The organism is Bacillus sp. WC2507, assembly GCF_052656125.1.
The window spans coordinates 4,859,003-4,880,000 of sequence record NZ_JBQXPN010000001.1 but is presented as its reverse complement, the minus strand read 5'-3'; the positions used below and the strand labels follow the sequence as shown (position 1 = coordinate 4,880,000).

Sequence of the window (20,998 nt, the reverse complement as noted above, 5' to 3'; positions counted from 1 at the left end):
CGATTGGTTGTGCACGTCCAAGCAGTTAGGCTGATAAGTAGGCAAATCCGCTTATCGTGAAGGCTGAGCTGTGATGGGGAAGCTCCTTATGGAGCGAAGTCTTTGATTCCCCGCTGCCAAGAAAAGCTTCTAGCGAGATAAAAGGTGCCTGTACCGCAAACCGACACAGGTAGGCGAGGAGAGAATCCTAAGGTGTGCGAGAGAACTCTGGTTAAGGAACTCGGCAAAATGACCCCGTAACTTCGGGAGAAGGGGTGCTTTCTTAACGGAAAGCCGCAGTGAATAGGCCCAAGCGACTGTTTAGCAAAAACACAGGTCTCTGCGAAGCCGTAAGGCGAAGTATAGGGGCTGACACCTGCCCGGTGCTGGAAGGTTAAGGAGAGGGGTTAGCGTAAGCGAAGCTCTGAACTGAAGCCCCAGTAAACGGCGGCCGTAACTATAACGGTCCTAAGGTAGCGAAATTCCTTGTCGGGTAAGTTCCGACCCGCACGAAAGGTGTAACGATTTGGGCACTGTCTCAACCAGAGACTCGGTGAAATTATAGTACCTGTGAAGATGCAGGTTACCCGCGACAGGACGGAAAGACCCCGTGGAGCTTTACTGTAGCCTGATATTGAATTTTGGTACAGTTTGTACAGGATAGGCGGGAGCCATTGAAACCGGAGCGCTAGCTTCGGTGGAGGCGCTGGTGGGATACCGCCCTGACTGTATTGAAATTCTAACCTACGGGTCTTATCGACCCGGGAGACAGTGTCAGGTGGGCAGTTTGACTGGGGCGGTCGCCTCCTAAAGTGTAACGGAGGCGCCCAAAGGTTCCCTCAGAATGGTTGGAAATCATTCGTAGAGTGCAAAGGCATAAGGGAGCTTGACTGCGAGACCTACAAGTCGAGCAGGGACGAAAGTCGGGCTTAGTGATCCGGTGGTTCCGCATGGAAGGGCCATCGCTCAACGGATAAAAGCTACCCCGGGGATAACAGGCTTATCTCCCCCAAGAGTCCACATCGACGGGGAGGTTTGGCACCTCGATGTCGGCTCATCGCATCCTGGGGCTGTAGTCGGTCCCAAGGGTTGGGCTGTTCGCCCATTAAAGCGGTACGCGAGCTGGGTTCAGAACGTCGTGAGACAGTTCGGTCCCTATCCGTCGTGGGCGTAGGAAATTTGAGAGGAGCTGTCCTTAGTACGAGAGGACCGGGATGGACGCACCGCTGGTGTACCAGTTGTTCTGCCAAGGGCATAGCTGGGTAGCTATGTGCGGAAGGGATAAGTGCTGAAAGCATCTAAGCATGAAGCCCCCCTCAAGATGAGATTTCCCATAGCGTAAGCTAGTAAGATCCCTGAAAGATGATCAGGTTGATAGGTTCGAGGTGGAAGCATGGTGACATGTGGAGCTGACGAATACTAATAGATCGAGGACTTAACCATATAATATGAAGCAATGTTATCTAGTTTTGAAAGAATATAAAAAAACTTGTTGACTTTAAAAGTAAAATAAGTTAAAATGATTCTTGTCTTAAATGAATACAGTCTGGTAATGATGGCAGAGAGGTCACACCCGTTCCCATACCGAACACGGAAGTTAAGCTCTCTAGCGCCGATGGTAGTTGGGACCTTGTCCCTGTGAGAGTAGGACGTTGCCAGGCAAAATGGAGGATTAGCTCAGCTGGGAGAGCACCTGCCTTACAAGCAGGGGGTCGGCGGTTCGATCCCGTCATCCTCCACCATATATGTCGGAGGGGTAGCGAAGTGGCTAAACGCGGCGGACTGTAAATCCGCTCCTTCGGGTTCGGCAGTTCGAATCTGCCCCCCTCCACCATTCTTAATTAATGGGCTATAGCCAAGCGGTAAGGCAACGGACTTTGACTCCGTCATGCGCTGGTTCGAATCCAGCTAGCCCAGCCATTAAGAGCCATTAGCTCAGTTGGTAGAGCATCTGACTTTTAATCAGAGGGTCGAAGGTTCGAATCCTTCATGGCTCACCATTTTAATCAAATATGCGGGTGTGGCGGAATTGGCAGACGCACTAGACTTAGGATCTAGCGCCTTTGGCGTGGGGGTTCGACTCCCTTCACCCGCACTTTTAATGAAATAACTCAAACATGTCTTGCGGAAGTAGTTCAGTGGTAGAATACAACCTTGCCAAGGTTGGGGTCGCGGGTTCGAATCCCGTCTTCCGCTCCAATTTTCAATATGACATGCCGGGGTGGCGGAACAGGCAGACGCACAGGACTTAAAATCCTGCGGTGGGTGACCACCGTGCGGGTTCGACCCCCGCCCTCGGCACCATATGCGCCCGTAGCTCAATTGGATAGAGCGTTTGACTACGGATCAAGAGGTTAGGGGTTCGACTCCTCTCGGGCGCGCTTTTATTAACGGGAAGTGGCTCAGCTTGGTAGAGCACCTGGTTTGGGACCAGGGGGTCGCAGGTTCAAATCCTGTCTTCCCGATATTCCCAAAAACAGGGGGCCTTAGCTCAGCTGGGAGAGCGCCTGCCTTGCACGCAGGAGGTCAGCGGTTCGATCCCGCTAGGCTCCACTTTATTTATTATATGTCTCGGAGGTATACCCAAGTTCGGCTGAAGGGATCGGTCTTGAAAACCGACAGGCGGTGAGAATCGCGCGGGGGTTCGAATCCCTCTACCTCCTCCATTTTCTTTTTAAATGGTTTAGATACATATAATAATAAAATTTTATTTTTCCTTCATGGAGGTATACCCAAGTTCGGCTGAAGGGATCGGTCTTGAAAACCGACAGGCGGCGAGAGTCGCGCGGGGGTTCGAATCCCTCTACCTCCTCCATTTTTTAAAAAACATTATATTGTCGCGGGGTGGAGCAGCACGGTAGCTCGTCGGGCTCATAACCCGAAGGTCGCAGGTTCAAATCCTGTCCCCGCAACCAAATGGTCCCGTGGTGTAGTGGTTAACATGCCTGCCTGTCACGCAGGAGATCGCCGGTTCGACCCCGGTCGGGACCGCCATTTATGTTGGCTCGGTAGCTCAGTCGGTAGAGCAGAGGACTGAAAATCCTCGTGTCGGCGGTTCGATTCCGTCCCGAGCCACCATTTTTTTTATGCCGGCTTAGCTCAATTGGTAGAGCAACTGACTTGTAATCAGTAGGTTGGGGGTTCAAGTCCTCTAGCCGGCATCCTTTAGGGGCATAGTTTAAAGGTAGAACTGAGGTCTCCAAAACCTCCAGTGTGGGTTCGATTCCTACTGCCCCTGTAAAGTATATGGGCCTATAGCTCAGCTGGTTAGAGCGCACGCCTGATAAGCGTGAGGTCGATGGTTCGAGTCCATTTAGGCCCACCATATATATTATTCCGCAGTAGCTCAGTGGTAGAGCTATCGGCTGTTAACCGATCGGTCGTAGGTTCGAGTCCTACCTGCGGAGCCATGGCCCGTTGGTCAAGTGGTTAAGACACCGCCCTTTCACGGCGGTAACACGGGTTCGAATCCCGTACGGGTCATAAAAAAAGAGTCAGCAATATGCTGACTCTTTTTTATTGTGCGTTAATCTTCCTTTATCAACTGATTTTCCTGAAATAAATAAAGGAATTTAGGAAAAGCTATGGTATGTATAAAAAGGAGGAGACAAAAATGACACGAGTGAGAGACTGTATGAGCACTCATATTGTACATTGTACACCGCTAGACAATGTATATGAGGCTGCTGTAAAGATGAAAGAAGAATCGATTGGATTGATTCCGGTTGTTGAAAATGAGCAAGTTGTTGGGCTTGTTACGGACCGAGATTTAGTTGTTCGAGGGATTGCTGAGAAACATCCTGGATCTAATAAAATTACAAATGTAATGACAACAAACATTGTTTCAGTTTCTCCAGATGATTCTATTGAAAAAGCCACAGAGTTAATGGCACAGTATCAAATTAGACGATTACCAGTAGTTGAGAGTGGTCAACTCGTTGGGATGCTAGCACTAGGTGATTTAGCTATAAGAGAATCGGCAGATGATCAAGCAGGATTTGCTTTAAGTGAAATCTCGGAGCATACGGAATGAAGAAAGATTTTAATTAGTGGGGTAAGTTACGTATAAAAATCAGATGCATTATTCTAGTATATAGAATTAAACTAATATGTTAGCATGATGTATCTGAGACATTATATAATAAGTATACAGTTAGTAATTTCGACAGTTTATTTAAATTTGTCATTCCTAATTTTAAATAAGAGAAAAAATGATATACTGATAGATATAAGTATTATGAAAGATTTTGAATATAACAATATCCATTGTTAGTGATGTAATAATGGATTAATATTTCCTATGTAGACAAAAGGGAAGGGGAATTATATGAGGGCTGTACAGCGCGATCCAAATTGGAATTTGGTTACAGATACATATATAGAACCAAATAATTTCGCTGAATTATTTTCTTTGCTTGTACCTTGTCATCCAAAAGGTGAAGGGAAAGAACGAACTATATTAGTGTGGAAAGAAAAAGAATTTTATAAAGAAGAAAATTTAGCGGCATTTATCGTATATGGAATGAATAAAACAAAGAATTTACCGCAGTTTCATAAAGATGAAATTCCAACTTTAGTACGTATTCTTCGCTTATGCCAAGAGATTGGTTGGTATGAAGAAGCAAATACTTTTATGATAACTCAAGGATTAGCTGAGTTTGTTCACACTTCATTGGAATATGAAACATGGGATCTTTTGACGCAAGCGGTTGCTTTAAACTATTTAATTATTAAATATCGTATTGGTGAATTAACTGATGGGGATGTAGAAATCTGGGATAGAGTTAAATTTAATGAGAAATGTATAACAGACTGTAAACATCTATTATCCCATAAAGAAGTATTAGAATTTGCATTCTTTTATATGTGTAAGAGAGCTAAGTTCCTATCAAAAGAGCAATTAAATAGTGATATGATGAGTCTAGCTATGTATTGTAATACTTTCGTGTATGATTTATATACACACGACTTATTACGAAAATATCGTAAGTGTACAGACTTCTTATCATATTATGGACCTAGTCAAGCGGTGTTAGCTTGTCAAAGAGCTGTACTTTCTCAAATTTCAGATCGATTAGACCCATTGAAAACTACTCATGTAGATGATTATTTATATGTAATGAAAGAAATGATGGAGCATATGACGATAGGAATAATGGATCGATATGATCATTTTATCGGAAAGTTATTATCATATGTGCCATTTTTCGAAATGATTCAAGTTCCACAACATGCATATTATTGTGAAGAATTATTGTATATTTGCAAGGGAATTGAATATAAAGAAGAAATATTACGCAATTATATATTTATACAATTACATGATTGTTTACCATCATTCTTTAAACTATTTCTTAAAAATAAGCGTTATGCAACAATTCATGATATTCTGTTCTATTGGTGCGATGATGAACAAAGAATGAGCTTAGAGAAAAAATATAATCTTAGTTTTATTTATGAAAAATATGCTTGCGGATAAAAGAGCATTTTCTATATAAATTAAAAAGGATCTCAAGTTTATGTGAGATCCTTTTTTTTGTTAGTAAAGTAAGGAGAACGCAATTAAGACGAGAAATAACATTCCATAAAGGAGAAATTGTGCCGTATAGCTTCCTTGTATACCAAAAAAAGTATTTGTTTTTTTATATAAATTCAATATATATTTTAGCGGATTATCTTTGAAAGATTGGTACACAGTGTCTCCTCTTTCTAAGCTTCTTGTTCGTGTTTTTTGTTATTAGGGACATGAATGTACCTAGCTATGAATAATAAAACAGCCATAAAGCATACGGGAAATACGGTAGTTAAATAAAAACCATTACTAATAATATTTGTTATTAGGGCACTTAATAGAAAGATGGCATTATAAATATGGGCAATTTTTTGTTTTAGTTGTACTTGAAAGGCTTCCATCATAATTTCTAAAGTAACAAAAGCAATGATAATAGATAAAAATACAGTATTTGTATTGTAAATGATTAAACAAAAGATTAAACCTAAAAAGGCTAAGTATTCAATTAAGAGAGATATATTGATATTGCGTGGCATACAATTTACCTAACTAAATATGGCAGTGGGTTTACTGCATTTGTTTTTTCAAAATTCCACTCTCCATTGTGTAATTCAAAATGAAGATGTTGCCCGTATGAATGACCTGTGTTGCCCATATGACCTACTAATTGTCCAGCTTGTACTTGATCACCAGCTTGTACAGTGCGATCTTTCATGTGAGCATAGACTGTTGTATATAATTTCCCGTTTATTTGATGGGCGATGAACACAACATTGCCATAGCTAGCTGAATAATATGATTTCACAACTTTACCTGCAGCCGCCGCCTGGATAGAGACATTACCCTGAGCTGCAATATCTATACCATAATGCATTTGTTCCCAGCGCATATCAAAGGTTGAGCTAACTCTTCCTTGAGTAGGGAATTTAAAAACTGCTGGAATTGAAGTAGGTTGAGCTGTTTGAGCTTGTGATTGCGTTTGATTTTGCACCACATAATGTTTTGCCACATATCCGTATCCTGTGCCAAAACGAATTTTATACCAAGTTCCTACAGTTTCCACTACTTGTATTTGTGTACCATTCTGTAATGAACCAAGTAGTGCACTACTTGTACTAGCGGTGCTACGTACATTAAGTTTAGGTGTTGCAACTGTGTATTTCGTATTATTTTGAACTGTGATGCCTTTTACTAAAGGCTGTGAACCATTAGACACGAATGCCTTTTGTACGTAACCTGTTTTGCCATTATGTAAAATTTTATACCAATCACCTTGTTCTTCTTGAATGGTAACGAATTTCCCATTTGGTAATACATCTAAAATTGAAGATTCTAAATTAGGTTCAGAACGAACGTTTAATGCATTGGCATTAACGATGTATTGATTATTAGATTGAAGTTTGTTTTTTAGTAGAATAGCATCTTTTTGTACGTAACCTACTTTATTATTAACAGATACTTTATACCAGCCATTAGTTGTTTCAAGTATGTTCACTTTCGTATTAAAGCGGATTGTATCAATTGATGAGCTATTTGCGTTATCTTTTGTATGTAAGGCTACTTGATCGACTTTTACATATCCAGTTTTTACATTAGATAATTGTTCAGCGTTGGCTGTTTGTACATTTGTTTCTCCCATAGAAGGAAGTAAAGAGGCAATTGCGACAGTAGTTGCTGTTAAAGCAGTAGCTTTCATATTCATATAATAGAGACCTCCTCTAGTTGTATAGTTGTAATTTTATTATAGTATAAAGATATAATATAGTGGGTGTATTCACATAAATGTAATATGAAATCAATATAAAAATAAATTTTTTGAGGATAATGATTCCTTTTTATCCAATTAATTAGGATAATAATTTCTAAGATAGAATATAAGTATTATATAGTTCCGTTATTTTGTTGACAATTGAGAAAATTAAAATAGTTGATGATGTCTTATTACGGTGTTATACTGACAGTGATAATTTCATAGTTTGCTAGGAGAGCTGGTGTTGCCAGCTGAGAGTAGGCCGTAAGCCTTTGATCCTTTTCATTACCTGATCTAGATTATGCTAGCGTAGGGAAGCAATTCGGACAATAATAATGAGTCCCCGTTTCTTTGCGTATAGAAACGGGGCTTTTTTATTTGAAAATTTCATATTGAAACCACTAGGGGTGCTTGTTGTGCTGAGAGAGGAATAATCCTTAACCCTTACAGACCTGATCTAGGTAATACTAGCGAAGGGAAGTGGAGCAACGAATAAATTATAATTTTATTTGCTGTAACCACTTCTTATTTAGAAGTGGTTTTTTATTTAGATATATAAATTGAAAGGGGATAGAGAAATGAAATTTTGCGATAGATTATTAGAAACTGTACAACCAGTTTGGGAGATGAGTCATAATCACCCGTTTGTAGTAGGTATGGGAGATGGCACGTTAGAAAAAGATAAGTTTCAGTATTATATTATTCAAGATTATTTATATTTGTTAGATTATGCAAAGCTATATGCGATTGGTGTTGTAAAAGCAACGAATCCACAAGTAATGGGGAAATTTGCTGAACAAATTGATGGCATATTAAATGGAGAAATGACAATCCATAAACAATATGCAAAAAGACTTGGTATTTCTATAGAGGAGATAGAATCTGCAAAACCATCTGCTAAAAATTTAGCCTATACAAATTACATGATGTCTGTATCTCAAAATGGCACGCTTGCGGAATTAATAGCAGCACTTCTTCCATGTATGTGGAGCTACTGGGAAATTGGAAAGCGTTTAAACGATATTCCTGGAGCAAGAGATCATGAGTTCTTTGGTGAGTGGATTCAAGGATATAGTTCGGAAGAATACGGTAGCCTTTGTATTTGGTTAATAGATTTATTAAATGAAATGGCAGTTGGAAAGTCTGACAAAGAGCTAGATCGATTAGAGGAGATTTTCCTATATTCCAGTCGATTTGAATATTTATTCTGGGATATGTCCTATCGTAAGGAGATGTGGGGATTTGAGGAGCAAGAACATACTACAGTTTCATAATGTTTCTTTTCATTATGATGAGAAACCAATCATCAAGGAATTAAATGCTTCTATACAAGATAAAGAGTTTGTAAGTATTATCGGACCGAGTGGATGCGGGAAAAGTACTTTATTTCGCCTTATTACAGGTTTAGAAGAAACAAGTACGGGACAGATAGAGCTGACAGAAACAAAGAGCCATCCTGTAGGGTATATGCCCCAAAAAGATATGCTCCTGCCATGGAGAACGATTATTGAAAATGCTGCCCTGCCGCTAGAGTGCCAAGGTGTACAGAAGAAAGAAGCACAAATAAAGGCAAAGGAACTGTTACATAAATTTGGCTTACAAGGGTATGAGACAAAATATCCGAAAGATTTATCTGGTGGTATGAGACAACGCGTATCTTTTATTCGAACTTTATTAACAGGCGGGGAGATATTGCTGTTAGATGAACCGTTTAGCGCGTTGGATGCGTTAACGAAGGCATCTTTGCAAGAATGGCTGTTTGAACAATGGAAAGAGTGGGAAAAAACAATTTTATTTATCACTCATGATGTGGAAGAAGCATTGTTTCTTTCTAATCGAATTTTCGTTGTAGAAAATCAACCGATAACTACTTTAACCGAGAGGATTGTACCGCTTGATCGTAATCGGACAAGAAAAGATTTGTATAAGCCTGAAGTGTTAGCGCTTAAAGATGAGCTTCTTAGTATGTTACAAAGGCAGGTACTCGTATGATGAACCGGTTGAAGGAACTATTACCTGCCCTTACACTTTCTAGTGTTTTACTTGTCATGTGGGAAATAGGCGCAAGAATTGTAGATGAGATGTACATTTTACCGTCACCGTCTGCAATTGTAATGAAGATATGGCAACTAAAAGATATATTATTTACAGTTCATTTGCCGGCAACATTATACGTCGTTTTAATAGGGGTGGCTATTTCTATCGTACTTGGGGTAGGGCTAGCAATATTAATGAATGCGAGTAATTGGATGGAGAGAGCATTTTATCCATTATTAGTTGCCTCACAAACGATTCCGATTACAGCGCTTGCTCCGCTCTTCGTTTTATGGTTTGGATATACGATCTGGAGTAAGGTTGTTGTCACGGTTTTAATTACGTTTTTCCCAATTGCGGTCAATACGTATGATGGACTACGTAGTACAAAAAAAGAATGGGAGGAGCTCTTAGTTACGTATGGAGCAACGAAAAAAGATATTTTTCTTAAATTAAAGTTACCATCTGCTCTTCCTTATTTTTTCTCAGCTTTAAAAATTGCAGTTCCGCTTAGTGTGATTGGGGCGGCAATTGGTGAATGGCTCGGTGCACAAGCTGGGCTAGGATATTTCAGTAAAAGAATGATGACGCAATTAGACGGAGCGGGTGTATTTGCCCCCATTGTATTGTTATCATTATTAGCTATTTTCTTTGTTGTCCTTATTTCGATTTTAGAAAAGAAATTTATTAGTTGGAGGAAGCATTCATGAAATTTTTAAAACGCATCTTTGTGTTTACATTATTAGTTGCAATGATCGCTGGATGTTCTAGTAATTCGGCATCAGATAAGAATAAAAAAGAAAAAGAAATAACGGTCATGCTTGATTGGTACCCAAATGCGGTACATAGCTTTATTTATGCGGCGATTGAAAAAGGCTACTTTAAAGAAGAAGGAGTAAAGGTGAATATTAAATTCCCTTCTAATCCGACTGATCCATTAACTTTAGCAGCTGCAGGAAAGGTAACGGTTGGCTTATATTATCAGCCAGATGTTGTCATGGCAAAAGCAAATGAACAAATTCCAGTGAAATCAATTGGAGCTGTCGTACGTTCGCCATTAAATCATGTTGTATCGCTGAAATCAGCAGGCATTCAATCGCCAAAAGATTTAGAGGGGAAAACAGTTGGATATTCTGGAACACCTTTAAGTGAGATGTATTTAAAAACGATGGTAAAAGAAGCTGGTGGTAATCCAGATACAGTGAAAGTAGTCGATGTTGGCTTTGATTTAGTACCGGCACTAATTACGAAAAAAGTGGATGCGGTAACAGGGGCATACATTAACCATGAAGTCCCTGTTATGCGCCATGAAGGTCATGAACCAGCATACTTTAATCCAGCTGATTACGGTGTACCAAACTATCATGAGCTTGTATTTGTAACAGGTGATAAAACGTTGAAAAAAGATAAAGAAGCGTTGCAAGCCTTCTTACGTGGTACGAAAAAAGGCTATGATTTCATGAAGAAAAATCCGGATGAAGCATTAAATATTTTATTAAATCATCAAGAAAAAGAAAACTTCCCGCTTGTACCAGAAGTTGAAAAAGAAAGTATGAAAATTTTATTAGAGAAGATGGAAACGAAAGATGAGCCATTCTTATCAGATTCAAAAGAGTCATGGGAGAAACAAAATAAATGGCTGAAAGATAAAGGAATGACGAAAGAAATCGTTCCGGCTGAGGAATTATTCGAAAACATTTTAAAGTAGGCGAATGAATATGAAAAATGAGCTTCATGTAATCTCAAATGGTCACATGTCATTCGAAGAGCTAGTGAATGTAGCAATGCAAATTGAGAGTGAGATTGATTATTTGCATATTCGTGAGCGTGAGAAAAGTACGAAGGAATTGTATGAAGGTGTGGAAGGTCTTTTGAAGAAAGGCTTTCCGGCATCGAAGATAGTAATAAATGATCGAATTGATATTGCTATTTTATTAAACATTCCGCGCGTGCAGCTAGGATATCGAAGCGCAGATGTAAGGTCAGTGAAAGAAAAGTTTTCTTATTTGCATGTCGGTTATTCTGTGCATTCTTTAGAAGAGGCGATCGATGCATTTAAGAATGGAGCGGATTCACTCGTCTATGGTCATGTATTTCCGACAGATTGTAAAAAAGGTGTGCCAGCGAGAGGGCTTGAAGAAGTTTCAGACATTGGAAAGTGTTTATCCATACCGATTACAGCAATTGGAGGAATCACCACGGAAAACACAGGGGATGTTCTTACTAACGGTGTCAGTGGTATTGCTGTTATGTCTGGGATTATAAGCAGTAGTAACCCGTATAGCAAAGCGAAATCTTATAAGGAATCAATAAGAAAGTGGGCGGAAAAACATGTGTAAGAAGTATGATGTAGCGATAATTGGCGGAGGTGTAATTGGTAGTTCAGTTGCACATTTTCTAGCAGAACGAGGGCATAAAGTAGCGATTGTAGAGAAGCAAAGAATTGCATCTGAAGCCTCGAAAGCGGCTGCTGGTTTACTTGGGGTTCAGGCAGAATGGGATGCATATGACCCACTATTTGAACTTGCTAGAGAAAGCCGTGCTATATTTCCACAACTTGCAGAAGTTTTACGTGAAAAAACAGGCATCGATATTGGGTATGAAGAAAAAGGCATTTATCGTATTGCCCAAAATGAAGATGAGAAGGAAAGAATTCTTCACATTATGGATTGGCAGCAGAAAACAGGTGAAGATTCTTATTTTCTAACAGGAGATCGTTTACGAGAGAAAGAGCCATTTCTATCTGAGTCAATTATAGGTGCTGTATATTATCCAAAAGATGGTCATGTTATTGCACCAGAGCTTACGAAAGCCTTCGCACATTCCGCATCATTTTCGGGTGCTGATATATATGAACAGACAGAAGTGTTTGATATTCGTATTGAAAATAATAAAGTGACTGGAATTATGACGAGCGAAGGTATTATCACATGCGAAAAAGTTGTGATTGCGGGTGGTTCATGGAGCACGAAGCTACTAGCGCATTTTCACCGAGAATGGGGTACATATCCAGTTAAAGGAGAAGTAGTAGCGGTAAGAAGTAGAAAACCACTTTTAAAGGCACCTATTTTCCAAGAAAGATTTTACATTGCACCAAAGCGCGGTGGACGTTACGTAATTGGAGCAACGATGAAGCCTCATACGTTTAATAAAACTGTGCAACCAGAAAGTATTACTTCTATATTAGAGCGTGCTTATACAATATTGCCGGCTTTAAAAGAAGCAGAGTGGGAAAGCACATGGGCAGGATTAAGGCCACAATCAAATCACGAAGCTCCTTATATGGGAGAGCATGAAGAAATAAAAGGTTTATATGCTTGTACGGGGCATTATCGAAACGGTATTTTATTAAGTCCTGTTTCTGGTCAGTATATGGCTGATTTAATAGAAGGAAAGCAGGAAAATCACTTGCTAGATTCATTGCTTTCTAAAACAGTTTAGAAAGGAGATGGAAGTTTGAATTTAAAAATTAATGGTAATCAAATTGAAGTGCCAGAGAGTGTAAAAACAGTAGCTGAGTTACTTACACATTTAGAGTTAGATAACAGAATTGTTGTAGTAGAGCGTAATAAAGATATTTTACAAAAAGATGATCATACAGATACATTTGTTTTTGATGGAGACCAAATTGAGATTGTAACTTTCGTAGGAGGCGGTTGATTATGTTAAACATTGGACCATTTTCATTTCATTCTAGACTTTTATTAGGAACAGGAAAATTCCCTGATTTTGATGTGCAGCAAAAGGCAATTGATGTATCTGAGGCTGAGGTTTTAACGTTCGCAGTACGTCGTATGGATATATTCGATGCACAGCAGCCTAATTTATTAGAGAAACTTGATGTAAAAAAATATACGTTATTACCGAATACAGCTGGAGCAAAAAATGCTGAAGAGGCTGTTCGTATTGCAAAATTAGCAAAAGCTTCAGGGCTTTGCGACATGATCAAAGTTGAAGTTATTGGTGATGATAGAACGTTATTACCTGATCCGGTAGAGACGTTAAAGGCATCTGAAATGTTACTAGAAGAAGGATTTATCGTACTTCCGTACACATCTGATGACGTTGTATTAGCACGTAAGTTACAAGAACTAGGCGTGCATGCAATTATGCCAGGAGCATCACCAATCGGTTCAGGGCTTGGTATTGTAAATCCGTTAAATTTGAGCTTTATTATTGAACAAGCGACAGTACCAGTTATCGTTGACGCTGGTATCGGTAGCCCAGCTGATGCGGCATTCGCGATGGAATTAGGAGCGGATGGTGTGTTATTAAATACGGCTGTGTCAGGAGCAAAAGATCCTATTAAAATGGCATCCGCAATGAAATTAAGTATTGAGGCAGGACGTTTAGGATTTGAAGCAGGTCGTATTGCACGTAAACGTTGTGCAACAGCAAGTAGTCCTTTAGAAGGAATGAGCGTAGTTGAATAATCGATATTCTCGCCAAGAATTATTTTCTCCGATTGGGGAAGAAGGCCAGCAAAAGATAAGAGAAAAGCATGTGCTTATTATCGGCGCAGGTGCATTAGGTAGTGCAAATGCAGAGATGTTCGTAAGAGCAGGTGTTGGTACAGTAACGATTGTAGACCGGGATTATGTCGATTGGAGTAATTTACAAAGGCAGCAATTGTACGCAGAGAGTGATGTAGAAAATAATCTTCCGAAGGCTGTAGCAGCAAAGAAGCGTCTAGAAGAGATTAATAGTGAAGTAAGAGTAGAAGCTCTCGTTCAAGATGTAACAGCTGAGGAATTAGAAGAGCTTGTGACCAACGTTGATGTAATCATTGATGCAACTGATAATTTCGAAACGCGTTTCATTGTAAATGATATAGCACAAAAATATTCTATTCCATGGATTTATGGAGCATGTGTAGGGAGTTACGGCCTTTCTTACACAATTCTTCCTAGTAAAACGCCATGTTTATCATGTTTATTACAATCAATTCCGCTTGGCGGGGCGACATGTGATACAGCGGGCATTATATCACCTGCTGTAGCTCTCGTCGTTTCTCATCAAGTAACGGAAGCTCTTAAACTGTTAGTGGAAGATTCCGAATCACTTCGAGATGGACTTGTATCGTTTGATGTATGGAAGAATGAATATTCATGTATGAATGTGCAAAAGCTTCGTAAACACAATTGTCCTTCGTGCGGAGAGAATGCATTATATCCGTATTTAAATAAAGAAAACACATCGAAAACAGCAGTTTTATGCGGGAGAAATACAGTTCAAATTAGACCACCTCATAAAGAGGAAATGGATTTTGAACGATACAAAGAGCTGCTAAATGATCGTGTGAATGATTTAAATGTAAATCCATATTTATTATCATTTTCTGTGGAAGAAAAGAGATTAGTTGCTTTTAAAGATGGTCGTGTACTTGTACATGGAACGAAAGATATAAGCGAAGCAAAAACAATTTATCATCGTTATTTTGGATAGAAAAGGATGAGTGGGATGAAAATAAATAAAGCTCTAACAATTGCCGGATCTGATAGCGGAGGCGGTGCCGGCATTCAAGCAGATTTAAAAACATTCCAAGAGCTTGGTGTGTACGGAATGACGGCAATTACGGCAATTACTGCTCAAAACACGCTTGGCGTTCAAGGGGTATATCCAGTTCCATTAGAAGGTATTATGGAACAGCTGAATTCAATTGGTACGGATTTAACACCAGATGCTGTGAAACTAGGAATGTTATTTAGCAGTGAAATTATTCAAATTGTAGCAGAACATATAAAGAAGTTTGGCTGGAATAATATTGTACTAGACCCTGTTATGATTGCTAAGGGTGGTGCATCATTATTACAACAAGAAGCAGTACAAGCATTAAAAGAATATTTATTACCAGTAGCAACGGTTGTAACACCGAATGTTCCTGAGGCAGAAGTGTTAACTGGGATGGAGATTCATGATGTTGAAGATAGTAAGGAAGCTGCGCAAGTACTGCATGAATTAGGTGCGAAATATGTGCTTATGAAGGGTGGACATGCAGAATATCAAGGTAATGAAGTAATTGACTTACTCTTTGATGGAGAAGAGTTTATCGAATTTAGAAGCGAACGGATTCCTTCAAAGCAAACGCACGGAAGCGGGTGCACATTTGCTTCAGCGGTTACAGCAGGACTTGCGAAAGGCTACTCGATTGAAGAGGCAGTTCAAGAAGCAAAACGATTTATTAGTATAGCAATTGAAGAGCCGTTGAATATTGGTAGTGGTCATGGACCGACGAATCATTTTGCATATAAATTGAATAAAACGCGTGCTTAGGTAAGTAAAAAGTCAGTTTTATAACTGGCTTTTTTTCTGTTTACTTTTTCCAAATACAGGAGTAATATATCAGCCAGAATATATTTTTTTGTAAACGCTGAGTCCGATTGTATGGAGCGGAGGAACCAATTTGTGCAGTGTCACTAGGGGTGAATCTTTCAATTTTGAAAGTAGGGCTACTCTCAAAGCCCGAATCCGACAGCTAACTTCGTAAGCGTCTTGAGAGAGGACGGTGCCATGATGGATACATCACTTCATCGATCTGATTAGTATAGGGGAATATCAATCTATGTTTGAGTTCTTTTATGCTAAGGAGGATGAGGTACATGGAACTAACACTTATTTGTGTTGGAGAAGAAAGCAAGGTAAATAGTTTAATAGATTTAGTAGCATTTCAACATGAGTTAATTATTTTTACAGCAAATGAAGAGATAGCGGCTGAAGTGAGGAATTGTGGGTTTGATTGGACGTATAGTTGTAGTAAGGAGCAGGATTTTACTAGTATTTGTGAGTGTATTAAGAAAGTGATTTTACTAGGGGATGAGCTTCCAATTATTAGTTTCTTTACAGAACACATTCGCTTTTCTTTTCAAGCACCTATTACTGTTGTTACAAGGAATAAACGATATCCAGCGAGGCTCTATGAAACAATTGGAGCTACATTCGTCGTGTTTACAAATTGTGATAATATTTCTTTTTTATTTTTTGAATAGGGCGGGGGAGAAGAAGATGAAGGTGTTGTTATTAGGAGATATAGCGAATCGTTGGGCGGTATCGGTAGAGCGAGTTCAAGAATTGGTGATGCTTGATCCTATTTTTCCAAGGCCCTATATTATATTGCCATCGAAAGACGCTTTATATTTAAAAACAGATGTTATCGAATATGAGCAACTACATGCAGAATTGTCACAAGTTTATATTCGCGGGAGAAATTTACGTGCTTTTTTACGAGGAGAATAAATAGTGAATAAAAAAGAGCGAATGCTAAGTGCACCAAGCTATGCACTTCATGTCATTCGCTCTTTTTATTTCGTATTTAAAAGATCATTTATGTGAAAAAGAAAGAAAAGACGAGAAAACAGATGAAAGAATATTAATAATACTCAATGTAAGCGTTTAAATAGACGGATATTTTCTTATTTTCAGTAATTTGCCTCTTTACAAGTGAAATATAGAGGAGTATATTTACTCTCATAAATCATTCATAAAATTTCCAAAAAAACCTAAAATCGCTGAGTTCCAGAAATGGAGCGGGGGAACCAATTTTGTGCATCGTCACTTGGGGTGAATCTTTCAGTTTTGAAAGTAGGGCTACTCTTTAGGCCCGAATCCGACAGCTAACCTCGTAAGCGTTTAGAGAGGAGGTTTACTTTGTGTTGTTCATTTCGAACACTAAGTAGAGCTTAGTGTTCTTTTTTTGATAACTTAATGGTAAATTTTAACAAAAAAGTGAGGGGTAGTTATGTTAGATGTTGTAATGATCGGGATTTTTGTTGTGTTAGTCGCATCGATGGCAAGTCTTGCAAGTTGGTCAGATAAAGTTGTGAAAGAAGGGAAGCAATCATGATGATTGCCTTATCGGTTATTGTTGCAGCAATTACGGTGTACTTAGTGTATGCATTATTAAATCCAGAGAAGTTTTAATTAGGGGGAATCATTCATTATGATTTGGGTCGCAGTTGTTATTACCATGCTGTTGTTTATTCTTGTGGCAAAGCCAATGGGGATATATTTAGAGAAAGCCTTTCAAGGTAGTCAAAAGCTAGATAAAGTATTCGGGCCTTTTGAAAAACTTATTTTTAAAATTACGGGTGTAAAAGAATACAATCAAACGTGGAAACAGTACGCATTGTCATTAGTTTTATTAAATGGATTTATGATTGTTGTCGTATATTTCATTTTCAGACTACAAGGAGTATTGCCATTAAATCCAGCACACATTGAAGGAATGGAGCCTACGCTTGCTTTTAATACAGCAATTAGTTTTATGGCTGATACAAACTTACAGCATTATAGCGGTGAAAATGGTTTATCTTATTTATCACAATTAATCGGAATTACATTTTTAATGTTTGCAGCACCGGCAACGACGTTAGCACTCGTTATGGCATTTATAAGAGGGCTCGCTGGAAAAGAACTCGGTAACTTTTTCGTTGATTTTACGAGAGCACTAACGAGAGTATTTCTTCCTATCGCATTTATTGCGGCGCTAGTCTTTGTCACACTCGGTGTACCACAAACGTTAGACGGTGCAGTTACGGCACAAACGATTGATGGGGCAAAGCAAAGTATATTACGCGGGCCAGTTGCATCATTTGTTTCCATTAAGGAACTTGGGAATAACGGCGGTGGATTTTTCGGAGCAAACTCTACACATCCTTTTGAAAATCCAGGACAAATGAGTAATATTTTGCAAATGATGCTTATGATGCTATTGCCAACAGCACTTCCATTTACGTACGGACGAATGATAGGGAATAAAAAACAAGGTCGTATCCTTTTCGTATCACTATTTATGGTGTTTTTACTTGGATTTATAACGATTACGACATCGGAATTACATGGAAATCCAGCGTTAAATGGAATGGGTATCGAACATGTACAAGGAAGTACAGAAGGAAAAGAAGTACGATTCGGAACTGTATTTTCTTCACTATACGCAACAGTAACGACAGCTGCTGAAACAGGGGCTGTTAATACGATGCATGATACATTAACACCAATTGGCGGTCTAGTTCCACTCGTAAATATGATGTTAAACACAGTATATGGCGGTGTTGGAGCAGGTTTTGTAAACATTATTATGTATGCCATTATTGCAGTATTTATATCTGGTTTAATGGTTGGACGGACACCGGAGTTTTTAGGTAAGAAAATTGAAGGTAAGGAAATGAAATTAATTGCGGTAACGATTTTATTCCATCCATTGCTTATTTTAGGATTTTCAGCATTAGCTCTTTCAACAAGTTTAGGAACAGATGCTATCTCACATTCCGGTTTCCACGGTTTAACGCAAGTTGTATATGAATACACATCGTCAGCTGCGAATAACGGATCTGGATTTGAAGGTTTAGCAGATAATACACCGTTTTGGAATATTACAACTGGTTTAGTTATGTTTTTAGGACGCTATTTCAGTTTAATTACGATGTTAGCTGTGGCAGCTTCGTTGAAAGAGAAGACGGTAGTACCAGAAACAGTCGGAACGTTCCGTACAGATAATGGTTTATTTGGTGGCATCTTCATCGGAACGATTGTAATTGTCGGTGCGTTAACATTCTTCCCGATGTTAGTACTTGGCCCAATTGCAGAATTTCTTACATTGAAGTAATGGAGGGTAAATGATGAGACCGGTAGTAGTAAAAGAAAAACAAGTAAATCAGTCACAAATACATGCTATAGAAGATGAGGTTAGACAAGCGAAAACGATGGATCGTGATATCGTAACACATGCGATGAAACAATCCTTTGCGAAATTGAATCCGAAAGTCATGATAAAGAATCCGATTATGTTCGTTGTGGAAATTGGATTTATCATTACGTTCATTTTATCGTTTCTTCCAAGTAGTGCTAGTAGTGTACCAGGATGGTTTAATATAACAGTTTCTCTCATTCTCTTATTTACAGTTTTATTTGCTAACTTTGCAGAGGCGTTAGCAGAAGGGCGGGGGAAAGCGCAAGCCGATTCTTTAAAACAGTCGAAGAAAGATGTGTTTGCAAATGTGGTGAAAGAAAATGGGGACATTGTTCAAGTTTCAGCAACTGATTTGAGAAAAGGTGACGTTGTTATTGTAAAGCAAGGTGAGATGATCCCAAGTGATGGTGAAGTAATGAAAGGGTTAGCTTCTGTAGATGAATCTGCGATTACAGGTGAATCAGCTCCTGTAATAAAAGAAGCGGGCGGTGATTTTTGTTCCGTAACAGGCGGAACGATGGTCGTAAGTGATGAGATTACAATTGTCATTACGAGTAATCCTGGTGAATCATTTATTGATAAAATGATTTCGTTAGTAGAAGGCGCTGCTCGTCAAAAAACGCCGAATGAAATTGCTTTAAATACAGTATTAACGAGCTTAACGCTTATTTTCTTAATCGTTGTTGTGACGTTGCCGATCTTTACAAACTATTTAGGGTTTCAAATTGATACAGCTGTACTTGTCGCATTGTTAGTTTGTTTAATTCCAACGACAATTGGTGGGTTGTTATCAGCAATTGGTATTGCTGGGATGGACCGGGTGACAAAGTTCAATGTGTTAGCGATGTCGGGTAAAGCAGTAGAAGCTGCAGGTGATATTAATACAATTATTTTAGATAAAACAGGTACGATTACTTTCGGGAACCGAATGGCACATACATTACTTCCTGTAGGAAATGAAACGATTGAGCAAGTAGGAAAATGGGCTGCGATTAGTTCAGTTTTAGATGAAACACCAGAAGGTCGATCAGTTATAGAATATGTAAAAACGAAGTCTATATCATATAATCGAGAAATTGCAGAACAAGGTGAATTTGTTCCATTTAAAGCAGAAACGAGAATGAGTGGTGTTGATTTACAGGACGGAACGAAAGTGAGGAAAGGTGCTGTAGGTAGCGTTATTGAATGGGTTCAGTCACAAGGTGGAACGATTCCGAAAGATGTAAATCAAAAAGCAGATTTCATTTCAAAAGAGGGCGGGACACCACTTGTAGTTGCAGTGAATAATCGTATTTACGGTTTAATTTATTTAAAGGATACAGTAAAACCTGGTATGCGTGAGCGTTTTGAACAATTGCGTCAAATGGGGATTAAAACAGTTATGTGTACAGGCGATAACCCATTAACAGCAGCGACAATTGCAAAAGAAGCAGGGGTAGATGAATTCGTTGCTGAGTGTAAACCAGAAGATAAAATTGCGGTTATTAAAGCAGAGCAAGATAAAGGGAAACTTGTAGCGATGACAGGTGATGGTACAAATGATGCGCCGGCACTAGCGCAGGCTGACGTTGGATTAGCAATGAATAGTGGTACGACAGCTGCGAAAGAAGCAGCGAATATGATTGATTTAGATTCGAACCCGACAAAAATTATTGAGGTTGTAGGAATCGGTAAGCAATTGTTAATGACGCGTGGTGCGTTAACGACGTTTAGTATTGCGAATGATATCGCAAAATATTTTGCAATCATTCCAGCGATGTTTACACTTGCGATTCCGCAAATGGAAGCATTAAACATTATGAAACTAACATCACCACTGTCAGCGATTTTATCAGCACTAATATTTAATGCTGTTATTATTCCGTTACTCATTCCGTTAGCGATGAAAGGTATTGCATATAAACCGATGAGTTCGAATGCACTACTTGGCCGAAACCTATTTATTTATGGGCTTGGCGGAGTTATTGTACCGTTCATTGGAATTAAAGTAATCGATATAATTGTCGGCTTGTTTATATAAGGAAGAGGGGAAAAA

Annotated in this window: 20 protein-coding genes, 20 tRNA genes, 2 rRNA genes and 4 riboswitches (1 of these 46 only partly in view); of the genes, 40 read left to right on the top strand and 2 right to left on the bottom strand. The window is 39.0% G+C overall.

The window, feature by feature from the left end; translation table 11 throughout:
* From ACUN28_RS25840 to ACUN28_RS25725, 24 genes are all read left to right on the top strand, one after another.
* A 23S ribosomal RNA gene (locus ACUN28_RS25840) occupies positions 1-1,422 on the top strand (it extends 1,500 nt beyond the left edge of the window).
* Between the two features lie 102 nt (positions 1,423-1,524).
* Positions 1,525-1,640: ribosomal RNA gene (rrf, locus tag ACUN28_RS25835) — 5S ribosomal RNA — on the top strand.
* 5 nt (positions 1,641-1,645) lie between these two features.
* Positions 1,646-1,721: transfer RNA gene (locus ACUN28_RS25830), tRNA-Val, on the top strand.
* Positions 1,722-1,729: 8 nt separating this feature from the next.
* A tRNA-Tyr gene (locus ACUN28_RS25825) sits at positions 1,730-1,813 on the top strand.
* An 11-nt stretch (positions 1,814-1,824) separates the two neighbouring features.
* Positions 1,825-1,899 (top strand) — tRNA-Gln (locus tag ACUN28_RS25820).
* Positions 1,900-1,903: 4 nt separating this feature from the next.
* A tRNA-Lys gene (locus ACUN28_RS25815) sits at positions 1,904-1,979 on the top strand.
* 14 nt (positions 1,980-1,993) lie between these two features.
* A tRNA-Leu gene (locus ACUN28_RS25810) sits at positions 1,994-2,074 on the top strand.
* 29 nt (positions 2,075-2,103) lie between these two features.
* Positions 2,104-2,178 (top strand) — tRNA-Gly (locus ACUN28_RS25805).
* A gap of 16 nt (positions 2,179-2,194) precedes the next feature.
* Positions 2,195-2,283, top strand: a tRNA-Leu gene (locus ACUN28_RS25800).
* A 3-nt stretch (positions 2,284-2,286) separates the two neighbouring features.
* Positions 2,287-2,360, top strand: a tRNA-Arg gene (locus ACUN28_RS25795).
* Positions 2,361-2,370: 10 nt separating this feature from the next.
* Positions 2,371-2,444 (top strand) — tRNA-Pro (locus ACUN28_RS25790).
* A gap of 15 nt (positions 2,445-2,459) precedes the next feature.
* Positions 2,460-2,532: transfer RNA gene (locus tag ACUN28_RS25785), tRNA-Ala, on the top strand.
* Between the two features lie 20 nt (positions 2,533-2,552).
* Positions 2,553-2,645, top strand: a tRNA-Ser gene (locus ACUN28_RS25780).
* Between the two features lie 56 nt (positions 2,646-2,701).
* A tRNA-Ser gene (locus ACUN28_RS25775) sits at positions 2,702-2,794 on the top strand.
* A gap of 23 nt (positions 2,795-2,817) precedes the next feature.
* Positions 2,818-2,894 (top strand) — tRNA-Met (locus tag ACUN28_RS25770).
* Positions 2,895-2,897: 3 nt separating this feature from the next.
* A tRNA-Asp gene (locus ACUN28_RS25765) sits at positions 2,898-2,973 on the top strand.
* Positions 2,974-2,981: 8 nt separating this feature from the next.
* Positions 2,982-3,057, top strand: a tRNA-Phe gene (locus tag ACUN28_RS25760).
* Between the two features lie 10 nt (positions 3,058-3,067).
* Positions 3,068-3,140, top strand: a tRNA-Thr gene (locus tag ACUN28_RS25755).
* A 6-nt stretch (positions 3,141-3,146) separates the two neighbouring features.
* A tRNA-Trp gene (locus ACUN28_RS25750) sits at positions 3,147-3,217 on the top strand.
* A gap of 10 nt (positions 3,218-3,227) precedes the next feature.
* Positions 3,228-3,304: transfer RNA gene (locus tag ACUN28_RS25745), tRNA-Ile, on the top strand.
* A gap of 10 nt (positions 3,305-3,314) precedes the next feature.
* A tRNA-Asn gene (locus tag ACUN28_RS25740) sits at positions 3,315-3,389 on the top strand.
* 1 nt (position 3,390) lies between these two features.
* Positions 3,391-3,462 (top strand) — tRNA-Glu (locus ACUN28_RS25735).
* A gap of 130 nt (positions 3,463-3,592) precedes the next feature.
* Complete coding sequence (locus ACUN28_RS25730; protein WP_016089265.1) at positions 3,593-4,012, top strand: CBS domain-containing protein; 420 nt, start codon at positions 3,593-3,595, stop codon at positions 4,010-4,012.
* Between the two features lie 294 nt (positions 4,013-4,306).
* Positions 4,307-5,458: a DUF3965 domain-containing protein gene (locus tag ACUN28_RS25725; RefSeq protein WP_016089264.1), complete on the top strand. Its 1,152-nt coding sequence runs from the start codon at positions 4,307-4,309 to the stop codon at positions 5,456-5,458.
* A gap of 230 nt (positions 5,459-5,688) precedes the next feature.
* On the opposite strand, the gene ACUN28_RS25720 is transcribed toward ACUN28_RS25725, so the two are convergent.
* Positions 5,689-6,027: a hypothetical protein gene (locus ACUN28_RS25720; protein ID WP_016089263.1), complete on the bottom strand. Its 339-nt coding sequence runs from the start codon at positions 6,025-6,027 to the stop codon at positions 5,689-5,691.
* A gap of 5 nt (positions 6,028-6,032) precedes the next feature.
* Positions 6,033-7,193: an SH3 domain-containing protein gene (locus tag ACUN28_RS25715; RefSeq protein ID WP_016089262.1), complete on the bottom strand. Its 1,161-nt coding sequence runs from the start codon at positions 7,191-7,193 to the stop codon at positions 6,033-6,035.
* Positions 7,194-7,462: 269 nt separating this feature from the next.
* A riboswitch (TPP riboswitch) is annotated at positions 7,463-7,574 on the top strand.
* Between the two features lie 60 nt (positions 7,575-7,634).
* Positions 7,635-7,737: riboswitch (TPP riboswitch) on the top strand.
* 82 nt (positions 7,738-7,819) lie between these two features.
* On the opposite strand from ACUN28_RS25715, the gene tenA reads away from it, so the two are divergent.
* The 16 genes from tenA (at position 7,820) to kdpB (ending at position 20,983) form a co-directional block, all read left to right on the top strand.
* On the top strand, positions 7,820-8,515 hold the full coding sequence (gene tenA, locus ACUN28_RS25710) for a thiaminase II (RefSeq protein WP_000666832.1): 696 nt from the start codon (positions 7,820-7,822) through the stop codon (positions 8,513-8,515).
* Positions 8,484-9,233: an ABC transporter ATP-binding protein gene (locus ACUN28_RS25705; RefSeq protein ID WP_016089261.1), complete on the top strand. Its 750-nt coding sequence runs from the start codon at positions 8,484-8,486 to the stop codon at positions 9,231-9,233. The genes tenA and ACUN28_RS25705 overlap by 32 nt, the downstream gene beginning before the upstream one ends.
* On the top strand, positions 9,233-9,985 hold the full coding sequence (locus ACUN28_RS25700; RefSeq protein ID WP_016089260.1) for an ABC transporter permease: 753 nt from the start codon (positions 9,233-9,235) through the stop codon (positions 9,983-9,985). Before ACUN28_RS25705 ends, ACUN28_RS25700 begins: the two co-directional genes overlap by 1 nt.
* A complete protein-coding gene (locus ACUN28_RS25695) occupies positions 9,982-10,983 on the top strand; it encodes an ABC transporter substrate-binding protein (RefSeq protein WP_016089259.1) in 1,002 nt (333 codons plus the stop codon). The genes ACUN28_RS25700 and ACUN28_RS25695 overlap by 4 nt, the downstream gene beginning before the upstream one ends.
* 10 nt (positions 10,984-10,993) lie before the next feature.
* A complete protein-coding gene (gene tenI / locus ACUN28_RS25690) occupies positions 10,994-11,614 on the top strand; it encodes a thiazole tautomerase TenI (RefSeq protein WP_016089258.1) in 621 nt (206 codons plus the stop codon).
* Complete coding sequence (gene thiO / locus ACUN28_RS25685; RefSeq protein ID WP_016089257.1) at positions 11,607-12,716, top strand: glycine oxidase ThiO; 1,110 nt, start codon at positions 11,607-11,609, stop codon at positions 12,714-12,716. Before tenI ends, thiO begins: the two co-directional genes overlap by 8 nt.
* A 15-nt stretch (positions 12,717-12,731) precedes the next feature.
* Entirely contained in the window at positions 12,732-12,935 is a 204-nt protein-coding gene (gene thiS, locus ACUN28_RS25680) for a sulfur carrier protein ThiS (protein ID WP_016089256.1), read from the top strand.
* A gap of 2 nt (positions 12,936-12,937) precedes the next feature.
* Entirely contained in the window at positions 12,938-13,708 is a 771-nt protein-coding gene (gene thiG / locus ACUN28_RS25675) for a thiazole synthase (RefSeq protein ID WP_016089255.1), read from the top strand.
* On the top strand, positions 13,701-14,720 hold the full coding sequence (gene thiF, locus ACUN28_RS25670; protein WP_016089254.1) for a thiazole biosynthesis adenylyltransferase ThiF: 1,020 nt from the start codon (positions 13,701-13,703) through the stop codon (positions 14,718-14,720). Before thiG ends, thiF begins: the two co-directional genes overlap by 8 nt.
* A 6-nt stretch (positions 14,721-14,726) precedes the next feature.
* Entirely contained in the window at positions 14,727-15,548 is an 822-nt protein-coding gene (gene thiD / locus ACUN28_RS25665; RefSeq protein ID WP_098405396.1) for a bifunctional hydroxymethylpyrimidine kinase/phosphomethylpyrimidine kinase, read from the top strand.
* Positions 15,549-15,633: 85 nt separating this feature from the next.
* A riboswitch (cyclic di-AMP (ydaO/yuaA leader) is annotated at positions 15,634-15,781 on the top strand.
* A 93-nt stretch (positions 15,782-15,874) separates the two neighbouring features.
* Entirely contained in the window at positions 15,875-16,261 is a 387-nt protein-coding gene (locus tag ACUN28_RS25660; RefSeq protein ID WP_000424073.1) for a hypothetical protein, read from the top strand.
* A 16-nt stretch (positions 16,262-16,277) separates the two neighbouring features.
* Positions 16,278-16,508 (top strand): hypothetical protein, encoded by a 231-nt coding sequence (locus tag ACUN28_RS25655; RefSeq protein WP_000866307.1) that lies wholly within the window; start codon positions 16,278-16,280, stop codon positions 16,506-16,508.
* A gap of 260 nt (positions 16,509-16,768) precedes the next feature.
* Positions 16,769-16,914: riboswitch (cyclic di-AMP (ydaO/yuaA leader) on the top strand.
* A gap of 96 nt (positions 16,915-17,010) precedes the next feature.
* On the top strand, positions 17,011-17,115 hold the full coding sequence (locus ACUN28_RS25650; RefSeq protein WP_000887889.1) for a SipW-dependent-type signal peptide-containing protein: 105 nt from the start codon (positions 17,011-17,013) through the stop codon (positions 17,113-17,115).
* On the top strand, positions 17,112-17,192 hold the full coding sequence (gene kdpF / locus ACUN28_RS25645; protein WP_000972378.1) for a K(+)-transporting ATPase subunit F: 81 nt from the start codon (positions 17,112-17,114) through the stop codon (positions 17,190-17,192). Before ACUN28_RS25650 ends, kdpF begins: the two co-directional genes overlap by 4 nt.
* Before the next feature lie 19 nt (positions 17,193-17,211).
* A complete protein-coding gene (gene kdpA, locus ACUN28_RS25640; RefSeq protein WP_016089252.1) occupies positions 17,212-18,879 on the top strand; it encodes a potassium-transporting ATPase subunit KdpA in 1,668 nt (555 codons plus the stop codon).
* Between the two features lie 13 nt (positions 18,880-18,892).
* Positions 18,893-20,983: a potassium-transporting ATPase subunit KdpB gene (gene kdpB / locus ACUN28_RS25635; RefSeq protein WP_016089251.1), complete on the top strand. Its 2,091-nt coding sequence runs from the start codon at positions 18,893-18,895 to the stop codon at positions 20,981-20,983.
* Positions 20,984-20,998: the final 15 nt, after the last annotated feature.

What these genes read in the sequence shown, in the direction of transcription:
- ACUN28_RS25730 (WP_016089265.1), top strand. Translation starts at nt 3,593, where the DNA reads ATGACACGAGTGAGAGACTGTATGAGCACTCATATTGTACATTGTACA.
- ACUN28_RS25725 (WP_016089264.1), top strand. Translation starts at nt 4,307, where the DNA reads ATGAGGGCTGTACAGCGCGATCCAAATTGGAATTTGGTTACAGATACA.
- ACUN28_RS25720 (WP_016089263.1), bottom strand. Translation starts at nt 6,027, where the DNA reads ATGCCACGCAATATCAATATATCTCTCTTAATTGAATACTTAGCCTTT.
- ACUN28_RS25715 (WP_016089262.1), bottom strand. Translation starts at nt 7,193, where the DNA reads ATGAATATGAAAGCTACTGCTTTAACAGCAACTACTGTCGCAATTGCC.
- tenA (WP_000666832.1), top strand. Translation starts at nt 7,820, where the DNA reads ATGAAATTTTGCGATAGATTATTAGAAACTGTACAACCAGTTTGGGAG.
- ACUN28_RS25700 (WP_016089260.1), top strand. Translation starts at nt 9,233, where the DNA reads ATGAACCGGTTGAAGGAACTATTACCTGCCCTTACACTTTCTAGTGTT.
- ACUN28_RS25695 (WP_016089259.1), top strand. Translation starts at nt 9,982, where the DNA reads ATGAAATTTTTAAAACGCATCTTTGTGTTTACATTATTAGTTGCAATG.
- tenI (WP_016089258.1), top strand. Translation starts at nt 10,994, where the DNA reads ATGAAAAATGAGCTTCATGTAATCTCAAATGGTCACATGTCATTCGAA.
- thiO (WP_016089257.1), top strand. Translation starts at nt 11,607, where the DNA reads ATGTGTAAGAAGTATGATGTAGCGATAATTGGCGGAGGTGTAATTGGT.
- thiG (WP_016089255.1), top strand. Translation starts at nt 12,938, where the DNA reads ATGTTAAACATTGGACCATTTTCATTTCATTCTAGACTTTTATTAGGA.
- thiD (WP_098405396.1), top strand. Translation starts at nt 14,727, where the DNA reads ATGAGTGGGATGAAAATAAATAAAGCTCTAACAATTGCCGGATCTGAT.
- ACUN28_RS25660 (WP_000424073.1), top strand. Translation starts at nt 15,875, where the DNA reads ATGGAACTAACACTTATTTGTGTTGGAGAAGAAAGCAAGGTAAATAGT.
- ACUN28_RS25655 (WP_000866307.1), top strand. Translation starts at nt 16,278, where the DNA reads ATGAAGGTGTTGTTATTAGGAGATATAGCGAATCGTTGGGCGGTATCG.
- ACUN28_RS25650 (WP_000887889.1), top strand. Translation starts at nt 17,011, where the DNA reads ATGTTAGATGTTGTAATGATCGGGATTTTTGTTGTGTTAGTCGCATCG.
- kdpF (WP_000972378.1), top strand. Translation starts at nt 17,112, where the DNA reads ATGATGATTGCCTTATCGGTTATTGTTGCAGCAATTACGGTGTACTTA.
- kdpA (WP_016089252.1), top strand. Translation starts at nt 17,212, where the DNA reads ATGATTTGGGTCGCAGTTGTTATTACCATGCTGTTGTTTATTCTTGTG.
- kdpB (WP_016089251.1), top strand. Translation starts at nt 18,893, where the DNA reads ATGAGACCGGTAGTAGTAAAAGAAAAACAAGTAAATCAGTCACAAATA.